Consider the following 23562-nt stretch of genomic DNA (forward strand, 5'->3'; position numbering starts at 1 on the left):
TCTTCATGCCAGCGAATCCCGGATAACGATATTGATGGCGACGAGATCGCTCACGTCCGACAGTTGCTCTTCCCGGAGGCGCTCGGCTTCCTTGACAACCCAGAGGCCAATCGAAATCAGCTGCGCTCGCAACTGCTCCGGCAGGCCGTTTCGCGGACTCGACAGATCTTCTATGAAGAAGGTCCAGAGATTGCGGATATAGAGCAATGCGTCCGCCTCTTCGGATGAAGCAAGCGCTCCGCTCTGGATTTTCTGAAGCAGTGCAATGCCGTGATTGAGCGCTTGTTGTTCTCTGGATCGCGCCTCACGGCCGCTATCCTCGATTTCCGCGTCGTAACCTGCCAGTGTCATTTCAATCGACAACCTGTTGCTTCATAGATCAGCCCGCCGATCAGAGATAGTTGAGGATACTGAGTCGCTGAATTTGCGCTGTCAGCGCGTGTGACATTTCCAACTGATTCTTCAGGCTCGTGACCCGGACGGACGCTTCTTCCGGATCCACAACTTCCATCGCATTGACCTGCTTGTTGACGATGTCGATCTGAACCTTGAGACGACTGGTCGCATTCGTCGTCTGCTCCTGCGAGGTGCCCAGACGTGCACCGACGCTCGCCAGATCCGAGATCGAGTCGGCGATCACCAGCCACGCTTTGTCCGTAACCGCCTGGAACGTGCTCTGATTCAAGCTTTTCACATCGAGCCCACTGAGCATCGTGTAAGCCATCGCCAGTTTCCGGAACGCCTTGTCATTGACGCTGGCGGAGGAATCGACGGTTTGTGTCGTGGAAATACGATTACGCACGACCTGATCAGATGCCGAAGACCAGTTCGTTCCCCAGGCCGGATCGTCGAATTCGGTCGCAAACGCATTGTCGAGGAAATTATTCATGGCAGCGGGTGTAATGTTTTCAGATCCCACGGCGCCGGGTGCGAAACCAAAGGCGGCAGTGAAGGCCGCATCGATCGCCGTCTTGCTGGGCGAGCCGGCCTCGTATGGCGTCATAGGCTCCTGCCCGGTATTGATGCCACCGAAGAGATACTGCCCGTCCATCGCGACATTGAGTGACGTGAGAAGTGATTGGAGATTCGATGTCGCGGGCTGAGCAATGATGCCGCCGCCATTTGCCGAATTGCGCGCCGCCAGAAGGTCCTTCTGGAAGGACTGCGCAGTTTCGATCAACTGGGAGACGCGCTCCTGTGCGACGTCGAGGCGAGAGCCAACGAGCGCATTGGTATCGACGAGTTTCTCCATATCGAGAAGCTCTGCGCGTAGAGTGACGTCGCGGCCGGCGAGTGCACCAAGGCCCTCCCCGACATCGGCCAACCTGCCGGTCGTCGCTTCCTTGGTCGCCTTTGCGAGCGCAACTTGGCTTTTCGATGCGGCGATCCGCAGGGTGGTCGAGATCGAGTTTGACGAGATGAAATTTGTAGCCATATCGATTACCCCACCGCCATCAGGAGTTCTTTCAGCATATCGTCGATCGTCGAGATGAGCTTCGACGATGCAGAGAAGGTGCGCTCGACCTGCAGCATGAAAGACATTTCGTCATCCATATTGACGCCATTGACATTCGACAGCGCGTCGGCGCTACGCTCCAGGAGCGTCTGACTATAGGTCGCCTCGTCGCCCACGCTCTTGCGCTGCGATTCCAGCCAACTCACCGACGAGCCGGCAAAGTCGACAAGGCTTCCGCTGGGTTTGCCCAGGGCAGCCGGATCGAAGGTTCGAGATGCCGCCATGCCGTCGACGAGGCCCTGAATACGGGCGAAAAAGCCTGCTTCGCCTCCGGTATTGTAGACGTAGTTTGCGCCGTTGATGCCGCCGTCGCGAATCAGGCTCGGATTGCCACCCAGCGCTTGATCGACCAGAGCAGTAACCTTGATCGTCCCGGCGAGCCCGACATTGATCACGCCCGTGGTCGGCATGGTCGGTCCACCGGCATAGGTGAATAGTCCGGCTTGATCTGGCCCAGCGGCAGCGGTCTGGTCCTTTTCTGCAAAGACCTCGATCACGCCACGCGCTATTTCGTCAAGCTGGTTCTGATAGGTTACCATCTTGTCGTCGCGAAGCGTCGCCAGGCCAGCGAGCTTGCCGGAGCTGATCGGCATGATCGCGTTAGCGCCGGTGACGGGAACGCCGTCGATGACCACAGCGTTACCCGTTGTGCCGGCCGTGTAGGAATTTGTCGGACTGAAGGTTACGGAGCGAGCGGTACGCTCGAACAACGTGACCCCAGAATCCGTATAGACAACCATGTCATTGTTTGCGCGGGTGGCAAACGTGATCCCGACCTCCTGGGACAGCTTCGACAGAATACTATCGCGCGTATCGAGGTAGTCGGTGACGTCGGAGCCGGAGATCGTTCCCTTGATGATCGCCGTATTCACCGTCTCGAACTGAGCCAGCAACTGATTGATATTGCCAACCGAGGTCGCCATCTCGGCATCAGCATCAGCCCGGGTCGTTTGTACAGTATTGGTCGCATCGTTCAGAGCCGTGGCGACGCCCTTTGCCGCCGTCACGGCAGTCTGTGCAAAGGTGACGTTGTTCGGCGCCGAGGCATATTGCTGCAAGGCGTTTTTCAGCTTGGCGAGCTGGGCCGCAGCCGATTGATCGAGTTCGGGGTCGTCGATCGTGACCGCCGCAACTTTTTGCAGACCGTTGTAGAGGGCATCCTGCTGTGCCGAGGTGGAGACAGCCTTGACGACATTGTTGAACAGACCGGCACTGGCGGCCCGCTGAATACCACTGACATAGACACCGCTGCCCGGCTGGGAAACGATCAGAGCATTCTTGCGGGAGTAGCCGTCCTGATGCAGGCCGGCGACGTTGCGCGAGATGACGGAAGACTGGACGCCCGACGCCATAAGCGACGAGCGGGCCGAATTGAGTGCGACCGTAAGTGACATTGGAGACTCCCGTCAGTGATCCGCGCTGTGCGCTAGCGCTTCAGGTTGACGAGCACGTCGAGCAGGTCCGCACCGGTCTGGAACACCTTGGAATTCGCGGTGTAGCCACGCTGCGACTCGATCATCGCTGTGAGCTCGTTGGCCAGATCGACGTTGGATGCTTCGAGCGCCTCCGGCTTGATGGTGCCGAGACCGCTATTGCCCGCGAAATCGACCTGGATGTTGCCGGAGTTGGTGCTGATCGAATAGACATTCCCGACTTCGGGCGAGAGATTGTCAGGGCTCGGCACCGTCGCCAGCGGGATCTTGTAGCTCGCGATTCGCGTGCCGTCGTCGAAGATCGAATACATGGTGCCGTCTGAGCTCACCTCCACACGGTCGAGCGCGCTCGGCGCGTTGCCGTTGGTCGTGGCCTTGAACTGGAACTCGTCCGCGACCTGCGTCATACTCGACATATCGAAAGTGACGGGCGAGCCGCCCGGGATTGTGAAGGCCATCGAGGTCGGGCTTGCGGCAGCGAGGCGGCCCTTGCCGGTGGCGCTGACGTCGAAGGTAAATGTCTGGGTGGTGCCCAGCTGCGACCCGACTGCATAGGGGAAGCCGCCGCCTGCTGCCGCGCCTGCGCTGTTGTAGATCTGCACATCCCATGTATTGGCGGCTGTCTTGAACATGTACATGTCAAGTTTCACCGCATTTCCAATATTATCGTAGGTGATGACCGACGTTTTCGACGTAAAGTTCGGCGGCCCGGCGCTGATCGCAGCATTGGAATCCAGGTTGGCGCTACTGATGCCTGCCTGGGTCGTCGGATTTCCCATCAAGGACTGCTGCGCGATGTTTACGACCTCGAGATTGCCAAGGCCGTTGGCAACGACGTTCGGCTGGGCGCCATTCTTGATGTTGTAGCCCATCAGATAGTAGCCACCGGTATTGTAGAGATTGCCCTGGCCATCCGGAACGAAAGAGCCAGCGCGCGTGAGGTAAGGCGTGCCACCCGCATCGCTGACGACGAAAAAGCCACTGCCCTGAATCATCATATCGGTCGCAGAAGTCGTGTAATTCGCCGTACCGGGATCAGAGATCGCGTAACGAACCTGCGTCTCGACGCTGCCGGAATTGTAGTTTCCGGTTCCGCTGCGAAGGATCAGAGAGGAGAATTCCGTCGAGGCGCGCTTGTAGCCTGTGGTATTCACGTTCGCGATATTGTCTGCGACCGTTGCCAGCTTGTTCGACTGGGCGTTCATGCCGGAGCCGCCTGTGCGCATCACCCCATACAGACTCATCGATCATCCTCCATTTCACTTGTGAAGTATTAGAATTGAAGTTGCTTGTGCGAGGCTGGCGGTTATCCACAGGGTCATCGTGACGCAGTGCGTTCCGCGCAGAAGTCGCGTGCCTTGCTCGTCCATGACCCGAATCCGCTCGCGACAAGACTGCCGATAACGCTGCAGATGTAGCGTTTCTGGCCGACGACATTGGTCGGACCGGCGTTGTAGCGCGCGACAGCCATCGTCCAGTTTCCCTCGCGTTCACGCAGATCTTTCAGAAATCGCGCGGCATAATCGACATTACGCGCGGGATCGAACATCGCCTCTACACTTGGAAACTTTTCCCCGTGATAGCGATGATTGATCTGCATGCAGCCGAGATCGACCAGCTTAGCGCCCTTGCTCTTCTCCTCGGCGAAACGCGCAACGGCATTGCGCAGATCGGTGGCCAGCACAGTCCTACCATCGACATTGAGCGCATAGGGATTCAGCACGCCCTTGCGCCCGGTCTCGCTGAGACCGACCGCAAAGAGAACGCCGAGTGGCACATTGTGGCGACGTGCCGCGCGCGCCATCTCCCGTTCGCACGGCCCCCCGGCGCGAGCGTCAGTCGCAGCGCTAGATATACACAGTGCTGCTGCGAACCCGATTGCCATTCTGATCCTGCTGCCGCTCGGACGACCTTGGCGATTGCTCATGATCCTGCCTGTTATGCCGTGCGCCGCTCTGCGCATCGCCGGACGACCGGCCCGAAGAACCACCGTCCGCCTGCGATCCACCTGACGACGGCAGCGAAGAACGCTGATCGGACGGCGCTTGCTGTTGCTGCTGACCGTTGTTCAGATTTGCGTCGGGGGTGCGGGTATGATCGATCGCTGCGATGTCGAAGGTGTAGCCAGCCGACTGCATGGCGTCGGTGAGCGCACCGCGCTCCTGTCGCAGCATCTGCGTGGTCTCGTAGCGATCCGCAGTGAGGTGAATCTCCACAGAATCGCCGGCAAGCCGCATCTTCACCGTGACAGAGCCGAGATTGGGCGGATCGAGTTCGAGCGTCATCATGCGCACCGGCCGGCTATCCGCGACTTTGTTCGTTTCGAGCCCCGACGCGTCGGCCGCGCGAGCCCCTTCAGGTGATGCGACGGTCGCCAGATCAGCCGCCATCCGATCGACGATCTTCTGCAGCGTCGTGACCTGTTGCACGGGCTCGAAATGCGTCTCTTGCTCACGGACGGCCGCTTTCGCAACCGGAAGCGGCTTCGTATCCGTCGTCTCGGCCGTCAGCGTGAACCGTTGCGTGGCGGCCGCATCGGCGTCAGGTACGTCGGCCGTTGCAGCGAGAATGAGCTTCGTGGGATCGCGCGGAGCATCATCTGCCTTCACGTCCGATACCGAAATGCGAGACGCCGCCTTGTCATCGCTTGCCAAAGGTGAATGCGCGTGATCGAGTTTGGCCATCACCGCGCTGAGCGCAGGATCCGGTCCGCGCCAGAGGGCAGATTTTGTCGCCCCCTCCTCTCCCTTCGTGGCCTTCGAATCGTCATCATCGGTTTGATCGTCACTGACGTTCGGCTTTTGCGCGACTTCACCGGTCAATTCCGCAAGAACGGATGCCGCGTCGAGCACAGGTTTAGCGTCAACGATTTTCGCGTCATCAGCTGTCTTGATAACATGCGGCGTGACTGTTTTAGGTTCCTTTGAGACCAGGCGGAGCTGCTCGCGAAAATGATCGGCTTTCTCCTTGCCGTCCTTGGCATGGGCACCGCCGTTCAACCCACCTTTCGCTCCAGCCTTTCCGGCCGCTGTCTGGCGGAGCGCTGCCATTAGGAGATCTGCATTGTTCATCGGGCTTTCTCCTTTAATTGCTCCTGCGACGCATCGAGCAGCTTTTGCGCGCGATCGACGGCAGCGAGAGAGCGACTGAAATCAATGCGCGGCCGCATAGCCGTCTTCGCTTCGCTGCTTCCGTCGCTCCTGGCCTTTGCCTCCGGCAGCGCCTTTCGAACATTCAGTCCAATGGCAAGCGCCGCGGTTTGCAGTTCGACATCACGTTCGGATAGTTTTGCCTTGTCGATCTGCTCAAGCTCGGCGATTGCCGTACTGTGTGCAGATGTGGCAACGCGTGCCGCGGCACGATACAGGCGCGCGCGTACACGCTCGGCGCTGTCGTCATCGGACAATGCGAATACACGGTCGGCGGCGAGCACCGTCATTTCAGTCTTGCCGCGAACTAATGCCGTTCTTGCAATTAGAAGATAGAGTGCCCGCTGGCTCGCCCGGTCGAGATGATCGAGCACGGCGACAAGACGCGGGAAACGATCGGGACGCTGCACGAAGCTGAAGCGTGCCACAGAGAGCGCAAAGCGCTGGCGGAAATTGCCTGCATAGATAGAATGCCTGTATCGGCGAAAGTAGCGCACCGCGAGGGCTTCGAACTTGTCGAAGTCGTCGTCCTGCCCGACGATGAAAATCTCCCGACGCAGTGCCGCTTCCTCGACCAGCGTGCCCGGCATCATCAACCGCACCTCGTCGAGCAATGCGATCGCGACCTTCAGGTCGTCCTGCGCAACCAGTGCCGATTGCACCAGCGCAATCTCCGCACCGAGCGCCGCAGGCAGTCTGCGTGGCTTGATATTGGCGAGCTTCGACTTCGCTTCGTCCGTGCGCCCTTCGACATAGGCGATAGCGCCATCGACAATGGCCTCGTCAATATTCAGCACGTTGCGGGAGCGGAGGCTCGCCACCACTTGCGGCGACCCGCCACTCAAGAGGAAGGTGACAGCTGCGCGCGAATTGCGTGGCTCCTTCCAGACGGCAGCATCGGCTTTTAGGAAGTTCTCACCCAGGCGTTTCAGCAGGGCGGGTTGGGAATTATGAGCGTCGAGATCACCGCGTGCGATCTGATCTTGCAGCATCTGCAATGAACGAACCATCTGATATGGCTCGCGCATCTGGTCGTCCACCGACTGCGCATGTGCGCTGCCAAGACAGGCTAGAAGCGTTGCTGCAATGATCCTGGCGCTAGTCATAATATGGGAGCACGGATCAGAAGTTCGATGCGCCGGTTCTGCGCGGCGAGCGGATCATTCTGAATTTTCGGCCGGCGGTCCGCATAGCCCTCGATGCGCTCGACCCGCCCGGCGTCGAGGCCGCCGCGCACCAGCATGTGATACGCCATATGCGCACGCGCGGTCGAAAGCCGCCAATTGTCATATTCCGATGTGCGATAGACCCGGCTATCGGTGTGACCGCGCACGATGACTTGGCCGCGGTTTTGCGCGATCATCGGCGTGATCTTGTCGAGCGCACGAACGAGACCGGGCGTAGGTTCGGCCGAGCCGTTGGCAAACATTCCGTAATTCACGTCATCCGTCAGATTGATCAGGAGTCCCTCGGGGGTCTCCCTCACTTCGGCCACCGGACGCGCCGGTCCAATTGCCGCCAATGCCGCCGAGATCGCGGCCTGGAGCTTGGCGGCGTCCATCGGCTGGGCCTTTTCAGCCTGGGCTGGCGCCTTGTCAGGCTGCCCCTGAGATTTGTCAGCCGGCGCTGCGGTCTTGTCAGCCTGCGCCGGTTGCGGGCGACCCGCTGCCGGATTGGGCTTGTCGCCATCGTCGGCGAACAACCCGGCGGGCTTCGGTGCCTCCTGCTTGTCGGATTTCGCGGGAGTTGAATTCGATCCGGACATTTCCTGACCCGGGGTGCCGGTGGCATCAGGCTTGGCATCGAGCGGGCGCGGCTCCTGGCCCTCGCTCGTCGCAGCAGCAACATCCTCACCGAATGGAAGGCTGCCGGCGTCCTTGCGCCCCGACAGCTTCTTCTCGAGCGACGAGATCGACGCCATTGGCCAGTTGATCGGATCGAAGGGGTCCCGATAGGCCTCTCCGCCCTTCAACCCTTCCTTGCGATTTGGGTCGAGCGCCGCGCTGGTCTGTCCCGGACGCGGAGGACCGCCGGCAATCTCTGACAGCACCGCATAAGGATCGCGAAACAACGTCGCCTCGCCATAGCGTGGTTGCGGAGGCTGCGGACGCGCGAGCGAATCCGTCGGCTGACCTGGCTCCGGATGCGGCCACTTGCTCTCGCCTTCCACGGCCTTGCCGGGGTCAACCCGCCGGGCATCGTTGATGCCTTTACGATCCGGCGTCGAGTCCGTCAGCTTGATCGGATTGAAATAGTTGGCAACGCTCTCACGCGTTTCCTGATTGGTGGCATTGATCAGCCACATCACCAGGAAGAATGCCATCATCGCCGTCATGAAGTCGGCGTAAGCGATTTTCCAGACACTATTCTTCGTCTCGCCGCTCTCAAGCGAACTGCGGCGGCGGATGATCACTATTTCTGGCGGAAGCGGATCGGCCATCTCAGCTTTGGACCGCCATTTTCAAGCGCTCGGTCCATATCTTGAGCTGGGTCTCAAGCACGATCTGGTCGACGACAATCGACGCTTCTGTTTCGGGGCCGGCACGCAACTCCGATGCAATGGCGCGGACACCGAGCTTGCTGCGGATCAATTCGAGCAAGTCCGATGGACCGGTGATGCGCAGGACCGGGCGGCGGCTATCGGTCGTGATTGACGACAGATGCTCGATGAACGCAGTGACGGCCTGTTTCTGTACGGCGTTACTGATGAGCGGCTCGAGAAGTCGAGCGGCTACGCCAGCGATTCTTCCCTGCAACTGATCGCCCATTTCGGTGATATCACCGGCGAGCTTGGCCGCCGTCTCGTTGAGAAATTGCTGCCGTTCTTCGGCGGCCTGCGCCACAAGTGCCTGCTTCTCCTGCTCCATGCGCTGTTCGAACTCGGCGAGTGCACTCGCATAGCCTTCGGCGCGACCGCGCTCATAGCCATCATCCTCCTGCACGGGGAGCGGCTTTGGCTGCATCTGCGGCTGCGGTTGAAACGACGGTTGCTGCTTTGCCTTCTGCAGAAGCGACTGATGTTGCGGCTGCAGGCTGGAGTGATGCAGATGGTCGAACGGAACGACGCGGCTCCGCGTCTTTGGCGGCTCCGGTCGATCGAAATCGGCGATCAGACGTGCGACTTGCTCTGCGCTCATACCGCTTCCTCTTGTCTGATCCATTGTTTCAGAATCGCTGCCGCCTGCTTCTCATCGAGCTGGATGATCTGTTCCAGCCGCTTTTGCGGCGTATTCTGCATACTGCTCGAGACATCCTGGATGAGATTGGGCGGAGCCTCGCCTCCTGACAGAGCCGCGGTCGCCATCGTGCTGCCGCCACTGAGCAGCGCATTCGTCTCTGCCTGGAACTGCGTCGTCTCGTCCGTCTTCGCGCTGGCCAGGATCGTATTGATTGCCGGGCGCAGACCGAACCAGATCAGCATGCCGGCCACAGCTAGAATGGTGATGGCACTCACGAGACTGCCCGCTTGGCGCATCATCACCTCTGTGAAGGTGATCGACGGCACCGGCGCGAGATCGCGCGCACCTTCCATGAATTCGACCGCCGAAACCTGAATCTGGTCGCCGCGCGGGCGATCGATGCCAGCTGCGGTCGCAGCAATCTGCGAGATCTCCGCGACTTTGGCTTCGATCGCAGCATCGCTCACCTTGTCGCCAAGGCTCGCAATGAGACGCGGCCGGTTGACCAGAACGGCAAGGAACATCTTGTTCACCACGAAACCATCGCTCGTGGTCGTCACCGTCTTCGACGACACTTCGTAATTGGTGATGTCTTCGCGGCGCTGCTTCTCGTCATTCTGATTCTTGGCGCCGGTCGCATTGACCTGCTGATCTGGCAGGTTCTGCTGAACGGTTGTCGGTTGCTGCCGATCGAGGCTCTGCGACGTTTCCTTCTCTCGAACGGCGCGCACAGAGCGCTGCACCCGCGAATCCGGATCGTAGACCGTCTCGTTAGTCTGTTTCTTGTCGGTCGACAGCTGGGTCGCAACGCTGACCTCAAAGTTATCGAGCCCCAGATAGGGTGTCAGTGCCCGGCTCACATTCTCCTGGATCGAGCGGCTGACGACCTTCTGCAAATTGGCCATCGTGGTCGGCGTTGCCCCGACGCTGCCGCTGCCGTCATCGTCGGAAAGCAGCGAACCGTCACTGTCGAGCACGGTGACCTTGTCCGCGGTCATTCCTGGCACGGCCGCGGCCACGAGATGACGGACCGAACGTGCCGTGCGTGCATCCGCCGGACCATCCGTTCGTAATACGACCGAGGCCGACGGCGGCGACTGCTCACGCCGGAATGAGCCCCGCGCAGGCATCACGATATGAACGCGGGCTGCCTTGACTCCCTTGAGAACCTGGATCGTCCGCGCAATCTCGCCCTCGAGCGCGCGTACGCGCGTGATTTCCTGCATGAACGATGTGAGGCCGAGCGAGCCAATCTTGTCGAACAGCTCATAACCGCCGCCGGTGGTGCTGGGCAGACCCTTGTCGGCCAGCAGCGTACGCGCCTGCGCAGTCTGTCCCGGACGAACATAGACCGTATCGCCCGCCGTGTTCAGATCGAAAGCGATATTCGCGTCGCGCAGCACCGAGCTGACACGCGTCACGTCCTCGCGGCTAAGACCCGAATAGAGGACATTGTATTCCGGTCGGCTTATGTAGTACGCGCCGCCGCCAACGCCGCCGAACACAGCGAGGCCAACCACCGCGAGCAGAATGAGACGCTTCGTACCCAGCTCAAGCAGATTGTTCCAGAGCTTCTGCGCGTGCTCGCGATTGACCATAAATACCCCTGCCCACTTCCGAATCGATCATCGATTGTGAAGCTTGTCCGAGGGTTACGGAGAGCCTGAATGCGAAATGGCCGCGACCATGATTGGTCGCGGCCATTCCTATTCACGATACGAGAGCGATTAACCGCGGAACAGCGACAGGATGCTCTGGCTGCCCGAGTTGGCGATCGACAGCGCCTGGATGCCGAGCTGCTGCTGGACCTGCAGAGCCTGGAGTCGGGTCGATTCGGCGTTCATGTCCGCGTCGACGAGCTGGCCGATACCGCGATCGAGCGAGTCGGTCAGTGTCTTCACGAAGTTCTGCTGCAGGCCGATACGGTTCTTGATGGCACCGAGGTTGGTAGCCGAGTCGGTGATCTTGGCCAGCGCCTTGTCGGTACCCGAGATATAGGTCTCGAGCTTGGCGAGGTCTGAAGCGTTGTCGGTGAGCTTCGAGATATCCAGCGACGAAACGCTGAAGGTCTCCCAGGCAGCGCCGGTATAGGCATCCATGGTGGCGTCGAGAATGCCCTTCTTGGTGTCGACGGCGCCGACGATCGCGGTCAGCGTGACATTGGGCCCGAGGCCGGAAACGGCGGCGTTGATCACGATGTCGGAGTCGTTGCGGCTCTTGAATGCGAGCTGCGTGCCGGCGGTGTTGACGCCGACCGACAGACCGTCAATGCCAAGCTTGTTGATCGCGGTGGCAATGTCGGAGAGCGAGGTCTTGGCCGCAACTGCGATATTGATCGCAGGAGCTGTACCAACCGTCACGGTGATGTTGCCGCCGACGTCGGTCGCAGCAGCGTAAGCGGTAGTGGTGCCCGTCGGGAAGGCCTGGGCGTTATAGGCCGTATCCAGATTGGCGTCGTACAGCTTGACGGCGTTCAGGTCGACCGTGAGCGTGTCGATCTTGACAGCGCCACCGGCACGAGAGAACGACGACACGACGCTCTTGGTCGCGTTGTAGCTGGCCGAGGTCGAGTCGCCCGAGATCCAGTTTTCACCGTTGAACACGGCGCTGTCAGCGGTGTTCTTCAGCTGCTTCTGGAGTTCGGTGATTTCGCTCTGGATCTTCGCACGGTCAACGCCCGGCGTACGGGCAGCAACCAGCTTGGCCTTGATCGACGAGACGACGTCAACGGTCGCGCTCAGGCCGGTATACATGGTGTCGATGGTCGCGGCACCGAGACCGAGAGCGTCCTGCACGGCGCCCAGAGCCTGAACGTCCGAACGCATCGTGGTCGCGATGGACCAGTAGGCGGCGTTGTCCGACGCGGTCGACACGCGATAGCCGGTGGAGATGCGGTTCTGCGTGGTGGAGAGGTTGGACGTAACCGAACGCAGAGTCTGCAGTGCGGTCATGGCCTGGGAGTTGGTCATCAAGCTAGACATCGTATGTCCCTTTAATTTGATTGATTTGCTGGGGACATACCGGACTTTCACCGGTACGAGAGGGCGGCATCATGCCTTTGGGATGTCGATTTCTGATCGACCCAACCTGTCGTGAATTGCAAGCTAGCCGCCAAACCTTACCCAAAGCTGAAGGGAGCGGCGGCTCGTATAGTTAACAGCGATCATTTGATTCGTCACTTACCTTGTGATGAATCAAATGATCTAGAGAAACGACTTCACAAGACCGACTGCGAGCAGATTCCAGCCGTCGATCAATACGAAGAATAGTACCTTGAACGGTAGCGCGAACACCGTGGGCGGCATCATCATCATGCCCATCGACATCGTTAGCGTTGCGACGATCATGTCGATCACCAGGAACGGCATGACGACAAGAAAGCCGATTTCGAATGCGCGGCGAAGTTCCGACACCATGAAAGCCGGAATGATGATTCGCAGATCGATCCGCTGACCTTCGAGTTTTATCTTCATGCTCTCGGCAGCAAGGTTCTCGAAGGTTTGCAGATCCTTCTCACGCACATGCTGCAGCATGAAATCGCGGAACGGATCTGTGACCCGCGAATAGGCCTCCTGCTCTGTGATCTCATTCTTCATCAGGGGCTGAAGGCCGTTCACCCACGCGCGATCGAAGGTCGGCGCCATGACATAGAATGTGAGAAACAGCGCAAGGCTGATCATCACGATGTTCGCCGGCGTAGTCTGCAGGCCAAGCCCTGTGCGCAGGAATGAGAGTGCGACAACGAAGCGCGTGAAGCTCGTCACCATGATGAGCAAGCCTGGCGCCAGTGACAGCACCGTCAGCAGCGCGACCATCTGGATGATTCGGCCGCTGGCACTACCCTCGCCCTGCGGAAGCAAGGTCGACAGATCCGGAACCTGCGCCACTGCAGCGCTCGGCAAAAGCACCAGCAGAAGCAGGATCGGAATAATACGCTTCATTGCACCACCAATGTCTCGATGATCAGTTCACGTACTTTCCCGCTCGAACGCGTAAGCGCGCGTTCGTTCAGATCTTCGCGTAGATACTGCAGACCGCGGGCGCCCTCGATCTGCGTCGGTGTGAGCGTGCGCAGATAGGCTGCGACATCCTCGCCGATGCGGGCGACCACGATACTCGCCTCCTCCTCGGTCAACTTATCGGTCACGATCGAGGCCTCCATGCGGATCCAGGCATTTGGCGGCGCCGCCAGATTGGTCACGACCGGTGTGATCTTGCGCAGACGATCATTGGCATTGAAGGCCGACGAGATCGGCTTCTCCGGGACTTCCTTCTGGTTTTCACTGATGCGCTGGAACGTCGACATCAAATGCAAGCTTGCCAGCGCTCCAGCCCCGACCGAGAGCGCCGTGACGAGCAGCAGGGCGCCAAACCACTGCATGAACCCGGGGCGCTGGCCTTCATTCGCGGTGTCATCGGCCATGAGCGATCCTCATCAGAACGGCGCAACCTGGTCGTAGACCTGTTGACCCCAGTTCGGCTGCTGCACTTCCATGGACCGGCCGCGCCCGCCATACGAAATGCGGGCTTCGGCGATCTTCTCATAGGCGATGGTGTTGTTGCGGCTGATATCGATCGGGCGCACGATGCCGCCGACATTGACGATGCGCATTTCGTAATTGACGCGCATCTCCTGCGAACCGCTAACCAAGAGATTTCCGTTCGGCAACACATCGACAACGACTGCAGCGACCGAGAAGCGCACTTCCTCATTGCGGTCGATCTTGCCAGCGCCCTTGTTCGATGATTGGGATTTGACGTTGGTGTCGAAATTTCCGGCCGAGAGCCATTTGGCAATATTGGCCGAATAGTCGGACTCCACCTTGATCTGCGAGTCCCGCGACCGATCCGTCTTGTTGTCGAGGATCGCCTTGTCGTTCATCAGAATATTCACGGTCAGAAGATCACCGACCCGCGTCGCCCGCGAATCACGATAGAGGTCCTTGCGGTCATTCCAAATCGAGTGAGGGCCCGCGCTACGATAGGCGCGCCGCTCGATCGGAATTGCGCGCGCATCGACCTGCATACCGTTGCCGATCGGCGACATGTAGGGTGCCTGGCCAACCTCGGCGAGATTGCTGGCGCAGCCGGTCAGGCACGACAGTGCGACCGGAATCAGAATCACTCTCAACCACATCATTTCTTGGCTTTCCCGTCGTCGGTGCGACGCATCCCGGCGAGTGTGTCGGCGAGATGTGCGCCGCGCGCCGGTTCCATTTCATTGAGGATCGCGCTGGCGACGCGGACCCTCAGCTTGGCAAGTACGGCAGCTGCCGTATCGTCGGCCATGCTGGCGATCTGCTGCGCCGCAGCTTCGGGGTTCATGCGCGAATAGATTTCAACGACGCTGTCTTCCGCCTTCTTGAGAAATTCTTCGCGCAGCTTCAGCCATTCCTCATATTCGGCTCGCTTGGCCTCAAGTTCGGCAATGCGCAGCTTCAGCTTGGATTCAGTGGCTTCCAGCTCTTTCTGCTGCCACGCCACACGGGCATCGAGCGCCTGATCTGCGATGTTGCTGCAAAAGCGGGCGACGTCGGATTCCTGGGAGTTCGCGGCTGCGCTATCCTTTTTGTCGATGGCGCCCGTGATCAGCGCCGAATCGGCAGGCGGACGCACCACCGGGTCCTGCTTGTTTGCAGCCGGGCGGGGGCGCGCAACTTGCGGCGTCTTTGCAAATTCACCAAGGTTCAGCGGCTTTGAGAGCTTCTGCTCGGGTTCGGCCGATGCTTGTGTGGACAGCACCATACCGACCAGCATGAGAAACTTGATCGATCGATTTGCGACGCGCGCCATTCGTGTTCTCGTGATTCAGCTGAGCGAGCGTTGCACGCTTTGGCTTGCGTGACGCTGACCCGCGCCTTACTGGATGACGAGTTCCGCCTGAAGCGCACCAGCCGCCTTGATCGCCTGCAAGATCGCGATGATCCCCTGTGGTTTCAGCCCGATCTGATTGAGACCACGCACCAAACGCTGCAGATCGGCGCCGCGCAGAATTGCGATCTTGGCGCCGGGCTCATTCGCTTCGATGAAGGTCTGCGGTACCACCACGGTCTCACCACGACGGGCAAACGGCGACGGCTGCGACACGATCGGCGCCTCGGTGATTCTCACGGACAGATTGCCATGGGTCACCGCCACCGTCGAAATCTGTACATTCCGGCCGATGACCACTGTTCCCGTACGTTCGTCGACCACGACCCGCGCCGGCGTATCCGGCTCGACCAGCAGTTCCTCGATCTCGGCGATAAAGCGCACCGGCGAAGTGCCACGCGGTCGGGACAGTACGATAGTACGATAATCGCGTTCGAAGGCTACCGCCTTTTGGTAACGGCCACTGCCATGCGCGTTGATCGCATCCATGATGCGCGTTGCGGTGACGAAATCCGGGTTTTTTAACTCAAGGATGAGCGATTCCATCTCGCTGAAGCGGCCCTTAACCTCTCGTTCGATCAGCGCACCATTTGGAATGCGGCCAGCTGTGGCCACACCTTGGCTGAGCGTTTGTGCAGCGCCTTCGACGTTGTAACCGCCTACAGCGATAGCACCTTGCGCGACAGCATAGGTTTCGCCATCGGCGCCGCGTAACTGCGTCATCACCAACGTTCCACCAAGCAGGGATGATGCGTCGCCCAATGACGAGATCGCGACGTCGATTCGCGAACCACCCGCGACAAACGGCGGCAGATCGGCCGTCACAACGACGGCGGCAACGTTGCGCGTGCGCAACGAGGTGCCACGGATATTGATGCCCATATTGTCGAGCATCGATTGCAGCGATTGTTCGGTGAACGGTGCGTTGCGCAACGTGTCGCCGGTGCCCTTGAGGCCGATCACGAGGCCATAGCCGAGGATTTGGTTCTCCCGCACGCCCTTGAGATTGGCGATGTCCTTCACACGCACAGCGGCATCTGCCGCCGAGATCGAAAGCGAAAGCAGGAGACCGCAAAGGAGACGCAGCATCATCCGTTCTGAATCCGTACTGATCCGTCCTGCTGGACGATGCCCCGGATAGTGACGCCGGTATCGAGGTTGCGAAGCTGCACCATCATGCCGGCACTGCCGGACTGCAGGGATGTTGCATAGGTGACGATAATGAGCCCATCATCCTCGACGAGCACCTTCACCACAGCCCCGCGGGTGACGGCCTTCAGATCTTCGAGACCGTTGATCGGAATCAGGTGCCCCGCCAACAGTGTACGACGCGCGATGCGGCCAACGAGGGACGCACGGTCGTTGATGAAGGCACTTGCGCCCTGAATATTGGGCGCAAAATTGCGATCCATAATCATCTCATCCCGGATGACGTCACCGGGATAGATCGCCGTGGCCGGCACGGGATAGCGGACGGCATCTTCCGCAGCATTTGCGACGCCCGTGATGCCGGCCGCGAGCACGAGGCTCACGACCCAGCGGGTAATGATGGTAACTGCGCGCATCAGGCCGAGATCCCGTTCTGTGGATTACCGCATGCCCTTCGAGATGGTTGATGCCATCTCGTCAGCCGCCTGGATGACTTTTGAGTTCATTTCATAGGAACGCTGCGCCGAGATCAGCTCGGTGATTTCCTTCACCGGATCGACGTTCGAGCTCTCGAGATAGTGTTGATGCAACTTGCCGTAGCCAATGTCGCCCGCGAAACCGACAACTGGCACGCCGGATGAGACCGTCTCGCGATAGAGATTTCCGCCGAGTGGGTCCAGACCGGCTTCATTGGAGAAGTTCGCGAGCGAGAGTTGCCCGAGCTGAACAGGCGCAACGGTCCCGTCGACCTTCGCGAAGACCTGGCCGGACTCGTTGACAGTGACATCCACAGCATTCTGCGGGACAATGATCGCAGGCGTCACCAGATAGCCGTCCGGCGTCACGAGCTGGCGGTTTTCATTCAGGTTGAACGCACCCGCGCGCGTATAGAGCGTCTCGCCGTTGGGGCCTGCGATCTGGAACCAGCCGCGACCATTGATGGCGAGATCGTAGGTGTTGCCGGTTTGCGCCATGGCTCCCTGCAGATGCAGCTTGCGCACGGCAGCCGAACGGACGCCTAAACCGAGCTTCGCGCCTTCGGGCACCGCACCCTCACCGCTTCGGTTGGGCACGCCCTGTGCGCGGTCGATCTGATAGAACAGATCGGTGAATTCCGCGCGGGAGCGCTTGTACGAGGTCGTATTGATATTCGCGATATTGTTCGCGATCACTTCGACATTAAGCTGCTGCGCGCCCATACCGGTGGCAGCAATGGCCAGAGCTCTCATGATTAAACCTCAAATCGCCATTCGGCTGACTTCTTGATACGCCTGAACGACCTTGTCGCGGACGGCGACAGCCATCTGCAATGACCGTTCGGCAGACATGACCGCCTCGACCACCTTCTGTGCCGAGAGCTTGCCGTGGATGGACTGGATCGACGCGGCTTCGCCGGCCTTGATCGAACCGATGGCATCGGCTGCGACCTGTTCGAGGACGTTGTTGAAACCGACGGTGGCCGCACCGGGCTGCACCGCGGGTGTCGCGGAATTGATGACTTCGCTGGTTTTGGCGAGCTCGCCAGCACTGCTGATGACTGAGGATACCGCTTCAAGCATGGTTAGCTCCTCAAGAGATCGATGGTCATCGACACCATGGATCTCACTTGTTTGATGACCTGTAGGTTGGCCTCGAAGGACCGGTTGGTTTCCCGCATGTCGCCCATTTCAATCAACGAGTTCACATTGGGCAACTTTACATAACCCGTTGGATCGGCAGCCGGGTGGCCTGGCTCATAGTCCACGCGGAACGGCGCCTGATCGGTTCCGACATCCTTCACCTTGACCATGCGCACACCAGCGGCACGGTCCATCTCGGCTGTGAAGGTCGTGGTCTTGCGGCGATACGGATCCGAGCCTGGCGTGCGCCCGGTTGAATTGGCGTTAGCAAGGTTCTCCGACACGACACGCAAGCGGGTCGACTGCGCTTCGAGGCCGGAACTTGCGATCTGAACAGATGCTTGCAACGGATCAATCATCGTCATTTCCCTCAGGTCTTCATGCTTGTCATGAACATGCGATGAAACGATTTGACGATCGCCGTATTCAGCGAATAATCGCGATTGATGTCGCCGGCCTTCAGCATTTCCTGCTCAAGGCTGACGGAGTTGCCGGAGTGAACGGTCTCCCAGCTCTTTTCCTTGCGCATGCCCTGGGCCTCAACCGAAGAGCCGGTCGTGATATGCGCCGGCGACGTCACCGTCACAGGCACGACTTTCGATTCGAGAATCTTGTTGAACGGTTCAATGTCCTGCGCGCGATAGCCCGGCGTGTTCGCATTGGCGACATTCGCCGAGATTGCGGACTGCCGCAGCGACAGCCATCGCTCATGCGATGAGGCAACATCGAAGAGATAGACGGGTCCCACTTATCCCCCAGGCAAACATGATTCCTTGATCATGGTTTACAAATGGAAACTTGTCCGAGGCTGGAGATGCGCATCACGACATGCGCGGAGCGCTTACGCGTTCGTCTTCTGCTTGCGCGAATGCAGGAAGTAGATGATTTCCGCGACAGGGCGGAAAAACTCCGACGGAATCATCTTGTCGATGTATGCGACATCGTACATCGAGCGCGCCAGCATCTTGTCTTCCACCACCGGAACACCATTCTTCTCGGCGATTTCTCTGATCTTCAGCGCGATCAGGTCCTGCCCCTTTGCAAGTACCGTCGGCGCAGCGTCTTCGCCCTGCTTGTACTTCAGCGCAATCGCGTAATGCGTGGGATTCGCGATCACCAGCGTGGCGCGCGGAACGGCCGCCAGCATCGACTTGCGAGCGCGATCGCGCGCCAACGAACGCAACCGCGATTTGACGATCGGATCGCCTTCGGCCTGCTTGAACTCGTCCTTGATCTCCTGCTTCGTCATGCGCAGTTCGCGGCGCCAATGGAAGCGTGCCCAGACGAGATCGAGCGACACCAGGACAATGGTCGCAATGCTGATGGCGGAGACAAGCCGCATTGCGGTAGTCAGCACCAATTCCGGAACGGCCGCCGGATCGCTAAACAATGCATTCACGGCCACGGCCTCCTCAGCCCGCAGGACGATCATCACGACCAGACTGATAGCGACGAACTTGAAGACCGACTTTCCGAATTCCACACGTCCCTGCGCGCCGAAGATTCTGCCCCAACCTTTCGCTATTGAGATGCGCGAGGCTTCCGGCTGGATGCGATCGAACACAATTCGCGGTGCGTTCTGCAGGAAAGATGATGCCAGCCCGGCCAGCATCAGGACGATAACAATCGGAATAACCAGTCCCGCCGCACTCATACCGACCGCGGTGAGCAACTCAATAGCATCCGTTCCATTACGGATGCGGATGCCCGACGGATCGTCGATCAATCGGGCTAAAGTGAAAGTCAGCTTTCTGACGTTGTCGGTGGTCAGAAAGCTTTGAATAATCAGCAGTGCGAGCATAGAGGCGAAAATCGGCGCTTCGCGCGAGACCGGGATTTGGCCCTTCTCAACGGAATCACGAACCTTCTTCTCTGTCGCCTCTTCGGTTTTACTGTCCTTATCGGGTTCGTCAGACACAATGCTCTATCTTCAGGTGAATACCGGCTGATCTTCTTGATCGGGGTTGAGTTCAATTTCGCCGCGTCCGGCCATATCGAGCGCAAGATCGGTAATGGCGCGCCGGGCATCCAGGATTTCGCGCTGATTGGCGGGGATACCGTTTGCCAGTTCGTGATCCACAAGACGACGGGTGCGTGAGGCGAGCGACGACAGAATGAGCTCGCGGAATGTCGTATCCGATCCCTTGAGCGCCATCACCACACGGTCCGTCGGCACCTGATCGAAGATCAGCATGCGTGCCTTGGCGGTCAGGTTCACGATGTCGTCGAAGGTAAACAGCATGCCCTTCAGAATCTCGGCCGACTTCGGCCGCGATTCGGTGAGGTTCTTCAGCGATTCCTCCATCTGCGTCCGCTCCATCTTGTTGATGATGTCAGCCATGCGCGGATAGGTGTCGGATGCCAGGTTCCGAGCGAAGTTGATCATGAAGTCTTCGTGCATCGTTTTCTCGATAATGCCCATGGCATCCTCGACAACAGGCTTGAGGCTGAGCATACGCCGCATCAAGTCGTGCCGGATATCCGGCGGAAGATGACTCATCACGCGGGCAGCACACGCCGGCTTCACCCGCGAGAGAATGAGTGCAGCCGTTTGCGGATGCTCCTTGAGGAGATAGTTGGCGAGCAGGCTTTCGGACACGAGTGAGATGCGTTCCCACACCGACTTCGTCTTGTTGCCCAGAACTTCGGAGATAATGTCAGTAATCTGTTCCGGCGGCAGCACGCCATTCAGCAGCTTCTCCAGCTCACCGACGGTGCCGAAGATATTCGGACCTTCCGAGAAATTCTGCGCGAATTCCTCGATGATCGCCTCAAGCTCAGGCCCCGAGATGGGCTTGAGCTCGGCCGCCGCGCGCGTGACCAGTTTGATCTCTTCGGGATCGAACTCCCGAAGCAGGCCGCCCGAGAGCTCACGCCCCATGGCCAGTAGAAGAGCTGCCGCTTTCTCGGTGCCACCCAGCGGTTTGATGCTGGTGCCGGCGCGCTTAGCAGGTGCATTGAATGCCATGGGAAAATCTCTTTAAGCGTCCGGATCCCCGGCCGCTCCTCCGACGATTTCCGTCAGCGATACACCGAAACGCGAATTTTCGTCTTCCACGACCACGACCGCACCGCGCGCGACGATGCGTCCGTTGACGACGACCTCGACAGGCTCACCCACGCGGTGATCGAGCGGGATCACTGCGCCGCGGCCAAGCTTCATCAGATCCGCGACCGGCATGGTCGCTGAGCCGAGCAGCACCTGCACCGTGACCGGGATGCGCAGGATAGGTTCAAGATTTGTCAGCCGGCTGGTTTCCTCGGCAGCGCGAGCTGCAAGATCTGCCAGTTTTCCGAACGACGCGCCGTCAGCCTTGAGCGGGTCGGCGCCTGTAGCGATCGCTGCGCTTACCGGATCGATATCGAATGGTTGCTTCATATCCCCTGCCTTCTTGAAAACTCAGATCGTGGCCTAAGCCGGATTTTGTGCCGCAGTGCGAGTATCGATTTCCGCGATAGCTTTGCGCGCCTCATCTATTTTGTCGCCAAGCGCCTGAACCATTTGCCGTCCGTCCGAACTGAATTCGCGTACCATCAATACCATGTCGTCCACCGTCTCATTGGTCTTGCCGACCACCGCAGTGAACTCCCCCTGATGTGCGCGCAACTTCACGAGTTCACGATGCATCTTGGTAACGCGGATGCTCGTGAAGAGCAGAGCCGCAAAAAGGATGATGTCAACGAGCGAGGATACCATCGATAAATTCCCGTTTTTGGTCGGCCGATTCCTTGACCTGCAGTGAATAGACGCCATTCATCTGGCCGAGCTGGCACCAGAACAGGCGTTGATCATTGCATTCGAGGCGAACCATCGTGTCCGGCGTGGCGTTAAGCTTGAGCACCTGGCCGACGTGAAATTTCGCGACCTCGCCGAGAGTAAACTGTCGCTCTTCGAGAACCGCCTTCAGAACGACTTCAGTCCGTTTGATCTCGCTGTGCAGCTGACGGCTCCAGTTCGGATCGGTGGATGCCGACTCACCGGATACGATCTGCGACAGCGACTGCCGGATCGGATTAAGCGCTGCGTGCGGAATGACGATGAACATCTCGCCGCCGCGATCGAGACCCTGCAGCAGGATCTTCGCACACACGGCCATGTTGTTGAGGCGGCCGATCGCAAGATAGTCCATGCGCGTCTCGACACGTTCCAGGTTGAACGTCACGTCGGATGCGCGGTCGAATGACGCCTGCAACGCCTTGCCAAAGCGCTCGAACAGCGATTGCGCGACATGCAACTCCACATTCGAGAATACCCGCGGCATATCCAGCGGCGGCTCCGCACCATCGGCGCCGAACAGGAGCTCGATCATGGTGTAGACGAAATCGCGATCGAAACCGATCAGGATGCGCGCATCCCATGCTTGCGCATAGAACACCGCGGCAATGGCTTCGCCCTCATAGCGATCGAGGATATCGGAGAGGCGATCGCTGCCCACGCTGCTTAACGAGAAATACGACTGCGAGGGCGACATGGATCGCAGGCTTTCGGCACAAAGATTCGTCATCTGGTCGAAAATCACATGCAGCATCGGCATGCGTTCGACGGAAATTCCGGCAGCCCCTAAAAGTTGATCTGATCCTTGATCTACGCGGCCTGACTTTACTTCTGACATCAGGCCCGTGCTCCCGCTTTCGCCGAGGATTCAGCAGGTGCCGCCTTCGCGGGACCGCCGGAGATGGTTTCGCTTTCGACGACATCAATCGACGGGCGTTCACCGGGGCCGATCATCTTGCGGCCGTGTTCGATCGCGATCTGCGGCAGGGCCCCGTTCATGAAGGCGAGCAGTGACTGCTTGACGATTACATACATCCGCGCGCGCTGCTCGCGCACCAGCTTGATCTTGTGGGCCAGCGGCGCGACAAGACCGTAGGACAAGAAGATGCCGGCGAATGTGCCGACCAGAGCTGCGCCGATGAAGCCGCCGAGCAATTTCGGGGATTGGTCGAGAGCGCCCATCGCCTTGATGACGCCGAGTACCGCGGCGACGATACCGAGCGCCGGCAGTCCTTCGGCCACCATCATCAGCGAGCCATATGGTTTCATCTTGCTGCGAATGATGGTTTCGATTTCCTCGTCCATCAGCGCTTCGATCTCATGCGGCCGCGCGCTGCCCATGATGATCAGGCGGAAGTAGTCGCAGATGAAGTGCAGAAGCGGCTCATTGGCGAGAACGGTCGGGAAGGCGGTGAATATTTCTGACGATGATGGATCGTCGATATGAGCTTCCACCTCGTTGCGACCCTTGTTTCGTACCTCGCGCATCAGAGAATGCAGAAGCCCGAGCAGATCGAGGTAATGGCGTTGCTTCGGCACTGCGACCGTCAATGCCTGCACGGTGGCGCGGCCGGTGTCGACCACGGTTTTCCAGGGATTCGCAATGACATAGGTGCCCAGCGACATCCCCATGATGATGACGAACTCCCAGGGCTGCCATATCACGCTGAGATGCCCGCCCATCGCGGTGAAGCCGCCGATCAGACTGGCGAGTGTAATAATGACGCCAAAGAGAATGCTCAAGCGCACCGCTCCAAATTGAGGATACGATTCACTTAGGCAACGATGCTTGCACGAGGCTGACATCGGCCTGCGGCGGCCAGCCCCGCGCAAGCTTGTGCGGGGAGTTTGAGGCCAGTCTCGCCGCATGC

General features: G+C 59.3%; 27 protein-coding genes. All 27 read right to left on the minus strand.

Annotated features, from left to right (window positions below):
- Positions 1-3: 3 nt before the first annotated feature.
- Positions 4-363 (minus strand): flagellar biosynthesis regulator FlaF, encoded by a 360-nt coding sequence (flaF, locus tag BLW80_RS08800; protein WP_439074264.1) that lies wholly within the window; start codon positions 361-363, stop codon positions 4-6.
- A 28-nt stretch (positions 364-391) separates the two neighbouring features.
- Positions 392-1435, minus strand: coding sequence for a flagellar hook-associated family protein (locus tag BLW80_RS08805; protein ID WP_093757661.1), 1044 nt, complete (start codon positions 1433-1435; stop codon positions 392-394).
- A 5-nt stretch (positions 1436-1440) separates the two neighbouring features.
- On the minus strand, positions 1441-2910 hold the full coding sequence (gene flgK, locus BLW80_RS08810) for a flagellar hook-associated protein FlgK (protein ID WP_093757662.1): 1470 nt from the start codon (positions 2908-2910) through the stop codon (positions 1441-1443).
- A 32-nt stretch (positions 2911-2942) separates the two neighbouring features.
- Positions 2943-4193: a flagellar hook protein FlgE gene (locus tag BLW80_RS08815; RefSeq protein ID WP_093757663.1), complete on the minus strand. Its 1251-nt coding sequence runs from the start codon at positions 4191-4193 to the stop codon at positions 2943-2945.
- A 74-nt stretch (positions 4194-4267) separates the two neighbouring features.
- Positions 4268-4753: a transglycosylase SLT domain-containing protein gene (locus BLW80_RS08820; protein WP_093757664.1), complete on the minus strand. Its 486-nt coding sequence runs from the start codon at positions 4751-4753 to the stop codon at positions 4268-4270.
- 43 nt (positions 4754-4796) lie between these two features.
- Entirely contained in the window at positions 4797-6020 is a 1224-nt protein-coding gene (gene fliK / locus BLW80_RS08825) for a flagellar hook-length control protein FliK (protein ID WP_093757665.1), read from the minus strand.
- The gene (locus BLW80_RS08830) at positions 6017-7204 is read right to left on the minus strand and encodes a chemotaxis protein (RefSeq protein ID WP_093757666.1); all 1188 of its coding nucleotides are present in this window, start codon (positions 7202-7204) and stop codon (positions 6017-6019) included. Before BLW80_RS08830 ends, fliK begins: the two co-directional genes overlap by 4 nt.
- Positions 7201-8538: a MotB family protein gene (locus BLW80_RS08835; protein ID WP_093757667.1), complete on the minus strand. Its 1338-nt coding sequence runs from the start codon at positions 8536-8538 to the stop codon at positions 7201-7203. The genes BLW80_RS08830 and BLW80_RS08835 overlap by 4 nt, the downstream gene beginning before the upstream one ends.
- A 1-nt stretch (position 8539) precedes the next feature.
- Positions 8540-9235 (minus strand): FliH/SctL family protein, encoded by a 696-nt coding sequence (locus tag BLW80_RS08840; RefSeq protein ID WP_093757668.1) that lies wholly within the window; start codon positions 9233-9235, stop codon positions 8540-8542.
- The gene (gene fliF, locus BLW80_RS08845) at positions 9232-10875 is read right to left on the minus strand and encodes a flagellar basal-body MS-ring/collar protein FliF (RefSeq protein ID WP_093757669.1); all 1644 of its coding nucleotides are present in this window, start codon (positions 10873-10875) and stop codon (positions 9232-9234) included. Before fliF ends, BLW80_RS08840 begins: the two co-directional genes overlap by 4 nt.
- Before the next feature lie 129 nt (positions 10876-11004).
- Entirely contained in the window at positions 11005-12258 is a 1254-nt protein-coding gene (locus BLW80_RS08850; protein WP_093757670.1) for a flagellin N-terminal helical domain-containing protein, read from the minus strand.
- 222 nt (positions 12259-12480) lie between these two features.
- Positions 12481-13218, minus strand: coding sequence for a flagellar type III secretion system pore protein FliP (fliP, locus tag BLW80_RS08855; protein ID WP_093757671.1), 738 nt, complete (start codon positions 13216-13218; stop codon positions 12481-12483).
- A complete protein-coding gene (locus BLW80_RS08860; RefSeq protein ID WP_244528073.1) occupies positions 13215-13700 on the minus strand; it encodes a flagellar basal body-associated FliL family protein in 486 nt (161 codons plus the stop codon). Before BLW80_RS08860 ends, fliP begins: the two co-directional genes overlap by 4 nt.
- Positions 13701-13712: 12 nt before the next feature.
- Positions 13713-14408 (minus strand): flagellar basal body L-ring protein FlgH, encoded by a 696-nt coding sequence (flgH, locus tag BLW80_RS08865; RefSeq protein ID WP_089263698.1) that lies wholly within the window; start codon positions 14406-14408, stop codon positions 13713-13715.
- Positions 14409-14413: 5 nt separating this feature from the next.
- Entirely contained in the window at positions 14414-15070 is a 657-nt protein-coding gene (locus tag BLW80_RS30725; protein WP_244528074.1) for a MotE family protein, read from the minus strand.
- 66 nt (positions 15071-15136) lie between these two features.
- Complete coding sequence (gene flgI, locus BLW80_RS08875; RefSeq protein ID WP_170849648.1) at positions 15137-16237, minus strand: flagellar basal body P-ring protein FlgI; 1101 nt, start codon at positions 16235-16237, stop codon at positions 15137-15139.
- Entirely contained in the window at positions 16237-16713 is a 477-nt protein-coding gene (gene flgA, locus BLW80_RS08880) for a flagellar basal body P-ring formation chaperone FlgA (RefSeq protein ID WP_093757673.1), read from the minus strand. Before flgA ends, flgI begins: the two co-directional genes overlap by 1 nt.
- Before the next feature lie 24 nt (positions 16714-16737).
- On the minus strand, positions 16738-17526 hold the full coding sequence (gene flgG / locus BLW80_RS08885; protein ID WP_093757674.1) for a flagellar basal-body rod protein FlgG: 789 nt from the start codon (positions 17524-17526) through the stop codon (positions 16738-16740).
- A gap of 9 nt (positions 17527-17535) precedes the next feature.
- Positions 17536-17856 (minus strand): flagellar hook-basal body complex protein FliE, encoded by a 321-nt coding sequence (gene fliE / locus BLW80_RS08890; protein WP_068729891.1) that lies wholly within the window; start codon positions 17854-17856, stop codon positions 17536-17538.
- A gap of 2 nt (positions 17857-17858) precedes the next feature.
- Entirely contained in the window at positions 17859-18275 is a 417-nt protein-coding gene (flgC, locus tag BLW80_RS08895; RefSeq protein ID WP_089263697.1) for a flagellar basal body rod protein FlgC, read from the minus strand.
- 11 nt (positions 18276-18286) lie between these two features.
- A complete protein-coding gene (gene flgB / locus BLW80_RS08900) occupies positions 18287-18664 on the minus strand; it encodes a flagellar basal body rod protein FlgB (RefSeq protein WP_068729893.1) in 378 nt (125 codons plus the stop codon).
- A gap of 93 nt (positions 18665-18757) precedes the next feature.
- The gene (gene flhB, locus BLW80_RS08905) at positions 18758-19834 is read right to left on the minus strand and encodes a flagellar biosynthesis protein FlhB (RefSeq protein WP_093757675.1); all 1077 of its coding nucleotides are present in this window, start codon (positions 19832-19834) and stop codon (positions 18758-18760) included.
- Positions 19835-19846: 12 nt separating this feature from the next.
- Positions 19847-20884, minus strand: coding sequence for a flagellar motor switch protein FliG (locus BLW80_RS08910; RefSeq protein ID WP_093757676.1), 1038 nt, complete (start codon positions 20882-20884; stop codon positions 19847-19849).
- Positions 20885-20896: 12 nt separating this feature from the next.
- Positions 20897-21295, minus strand: a complete 399-nt coding sequence (gene fliN / locus BLW80_RS08915) for a flagellar motor switch protein FliN (RefSeq protein WP_093757677.1) — start codon at positions 21293-21295, stop codon at positions 20897-20899.
- Between the two features lie 33 nt (positions 21296-21328).
- Positions 21329-21613, minus strand: a complete 285-nt coding sequence (locus tag BLW80_RS08920; RefSeq protein WP_093757678.1) for a hypothetical protein — start codon at positions 21611-21613, stop codon at positions 21329-21331.
- Positions 21594-22529: a FliM/FliN family flagellar motor switch protein gene (locus BLW80_RS08925; protein WP_089263426.1), complete on the minus strand. Its 936-nt coding sequence runs from the start codon at positions 22527-22529 to the stop codon at positions 21594-21596. The genes BLW80_RS08920 and BLW80_RS08925 overlap by 20 nt, the downstream gene beginning before the upstream one ends.
- Positions 22529-23434 carry a flagellar motor stator protein MotA gene (gene motA, locus BLW80_RS08930; RefSeq protein ID WP_256461226.1) on the minus strand — a complete coding sequence of 302 codons (906 nt, stop codon included), beginning with the start codon at positions 23432-23434 and terminating at the stop codon, positions 22529-22531. Before motA ends, BLW80_RS08925 begins: the two co-directional genes overlap by 1 nt.
- Positions 23435-23562: the final 128 nt, after the last annotated feature.

The sequence above is a fragment of the Tardiphaga sp. OK245 genome (assembly GCF_900108575.1).
GTDB lineage: Bacteria > Pseudomonadota > Alphaproteobacteria > Rhizobiales > Xanthobacteraceae > Tardiphaga > Tardiphaga robiniae.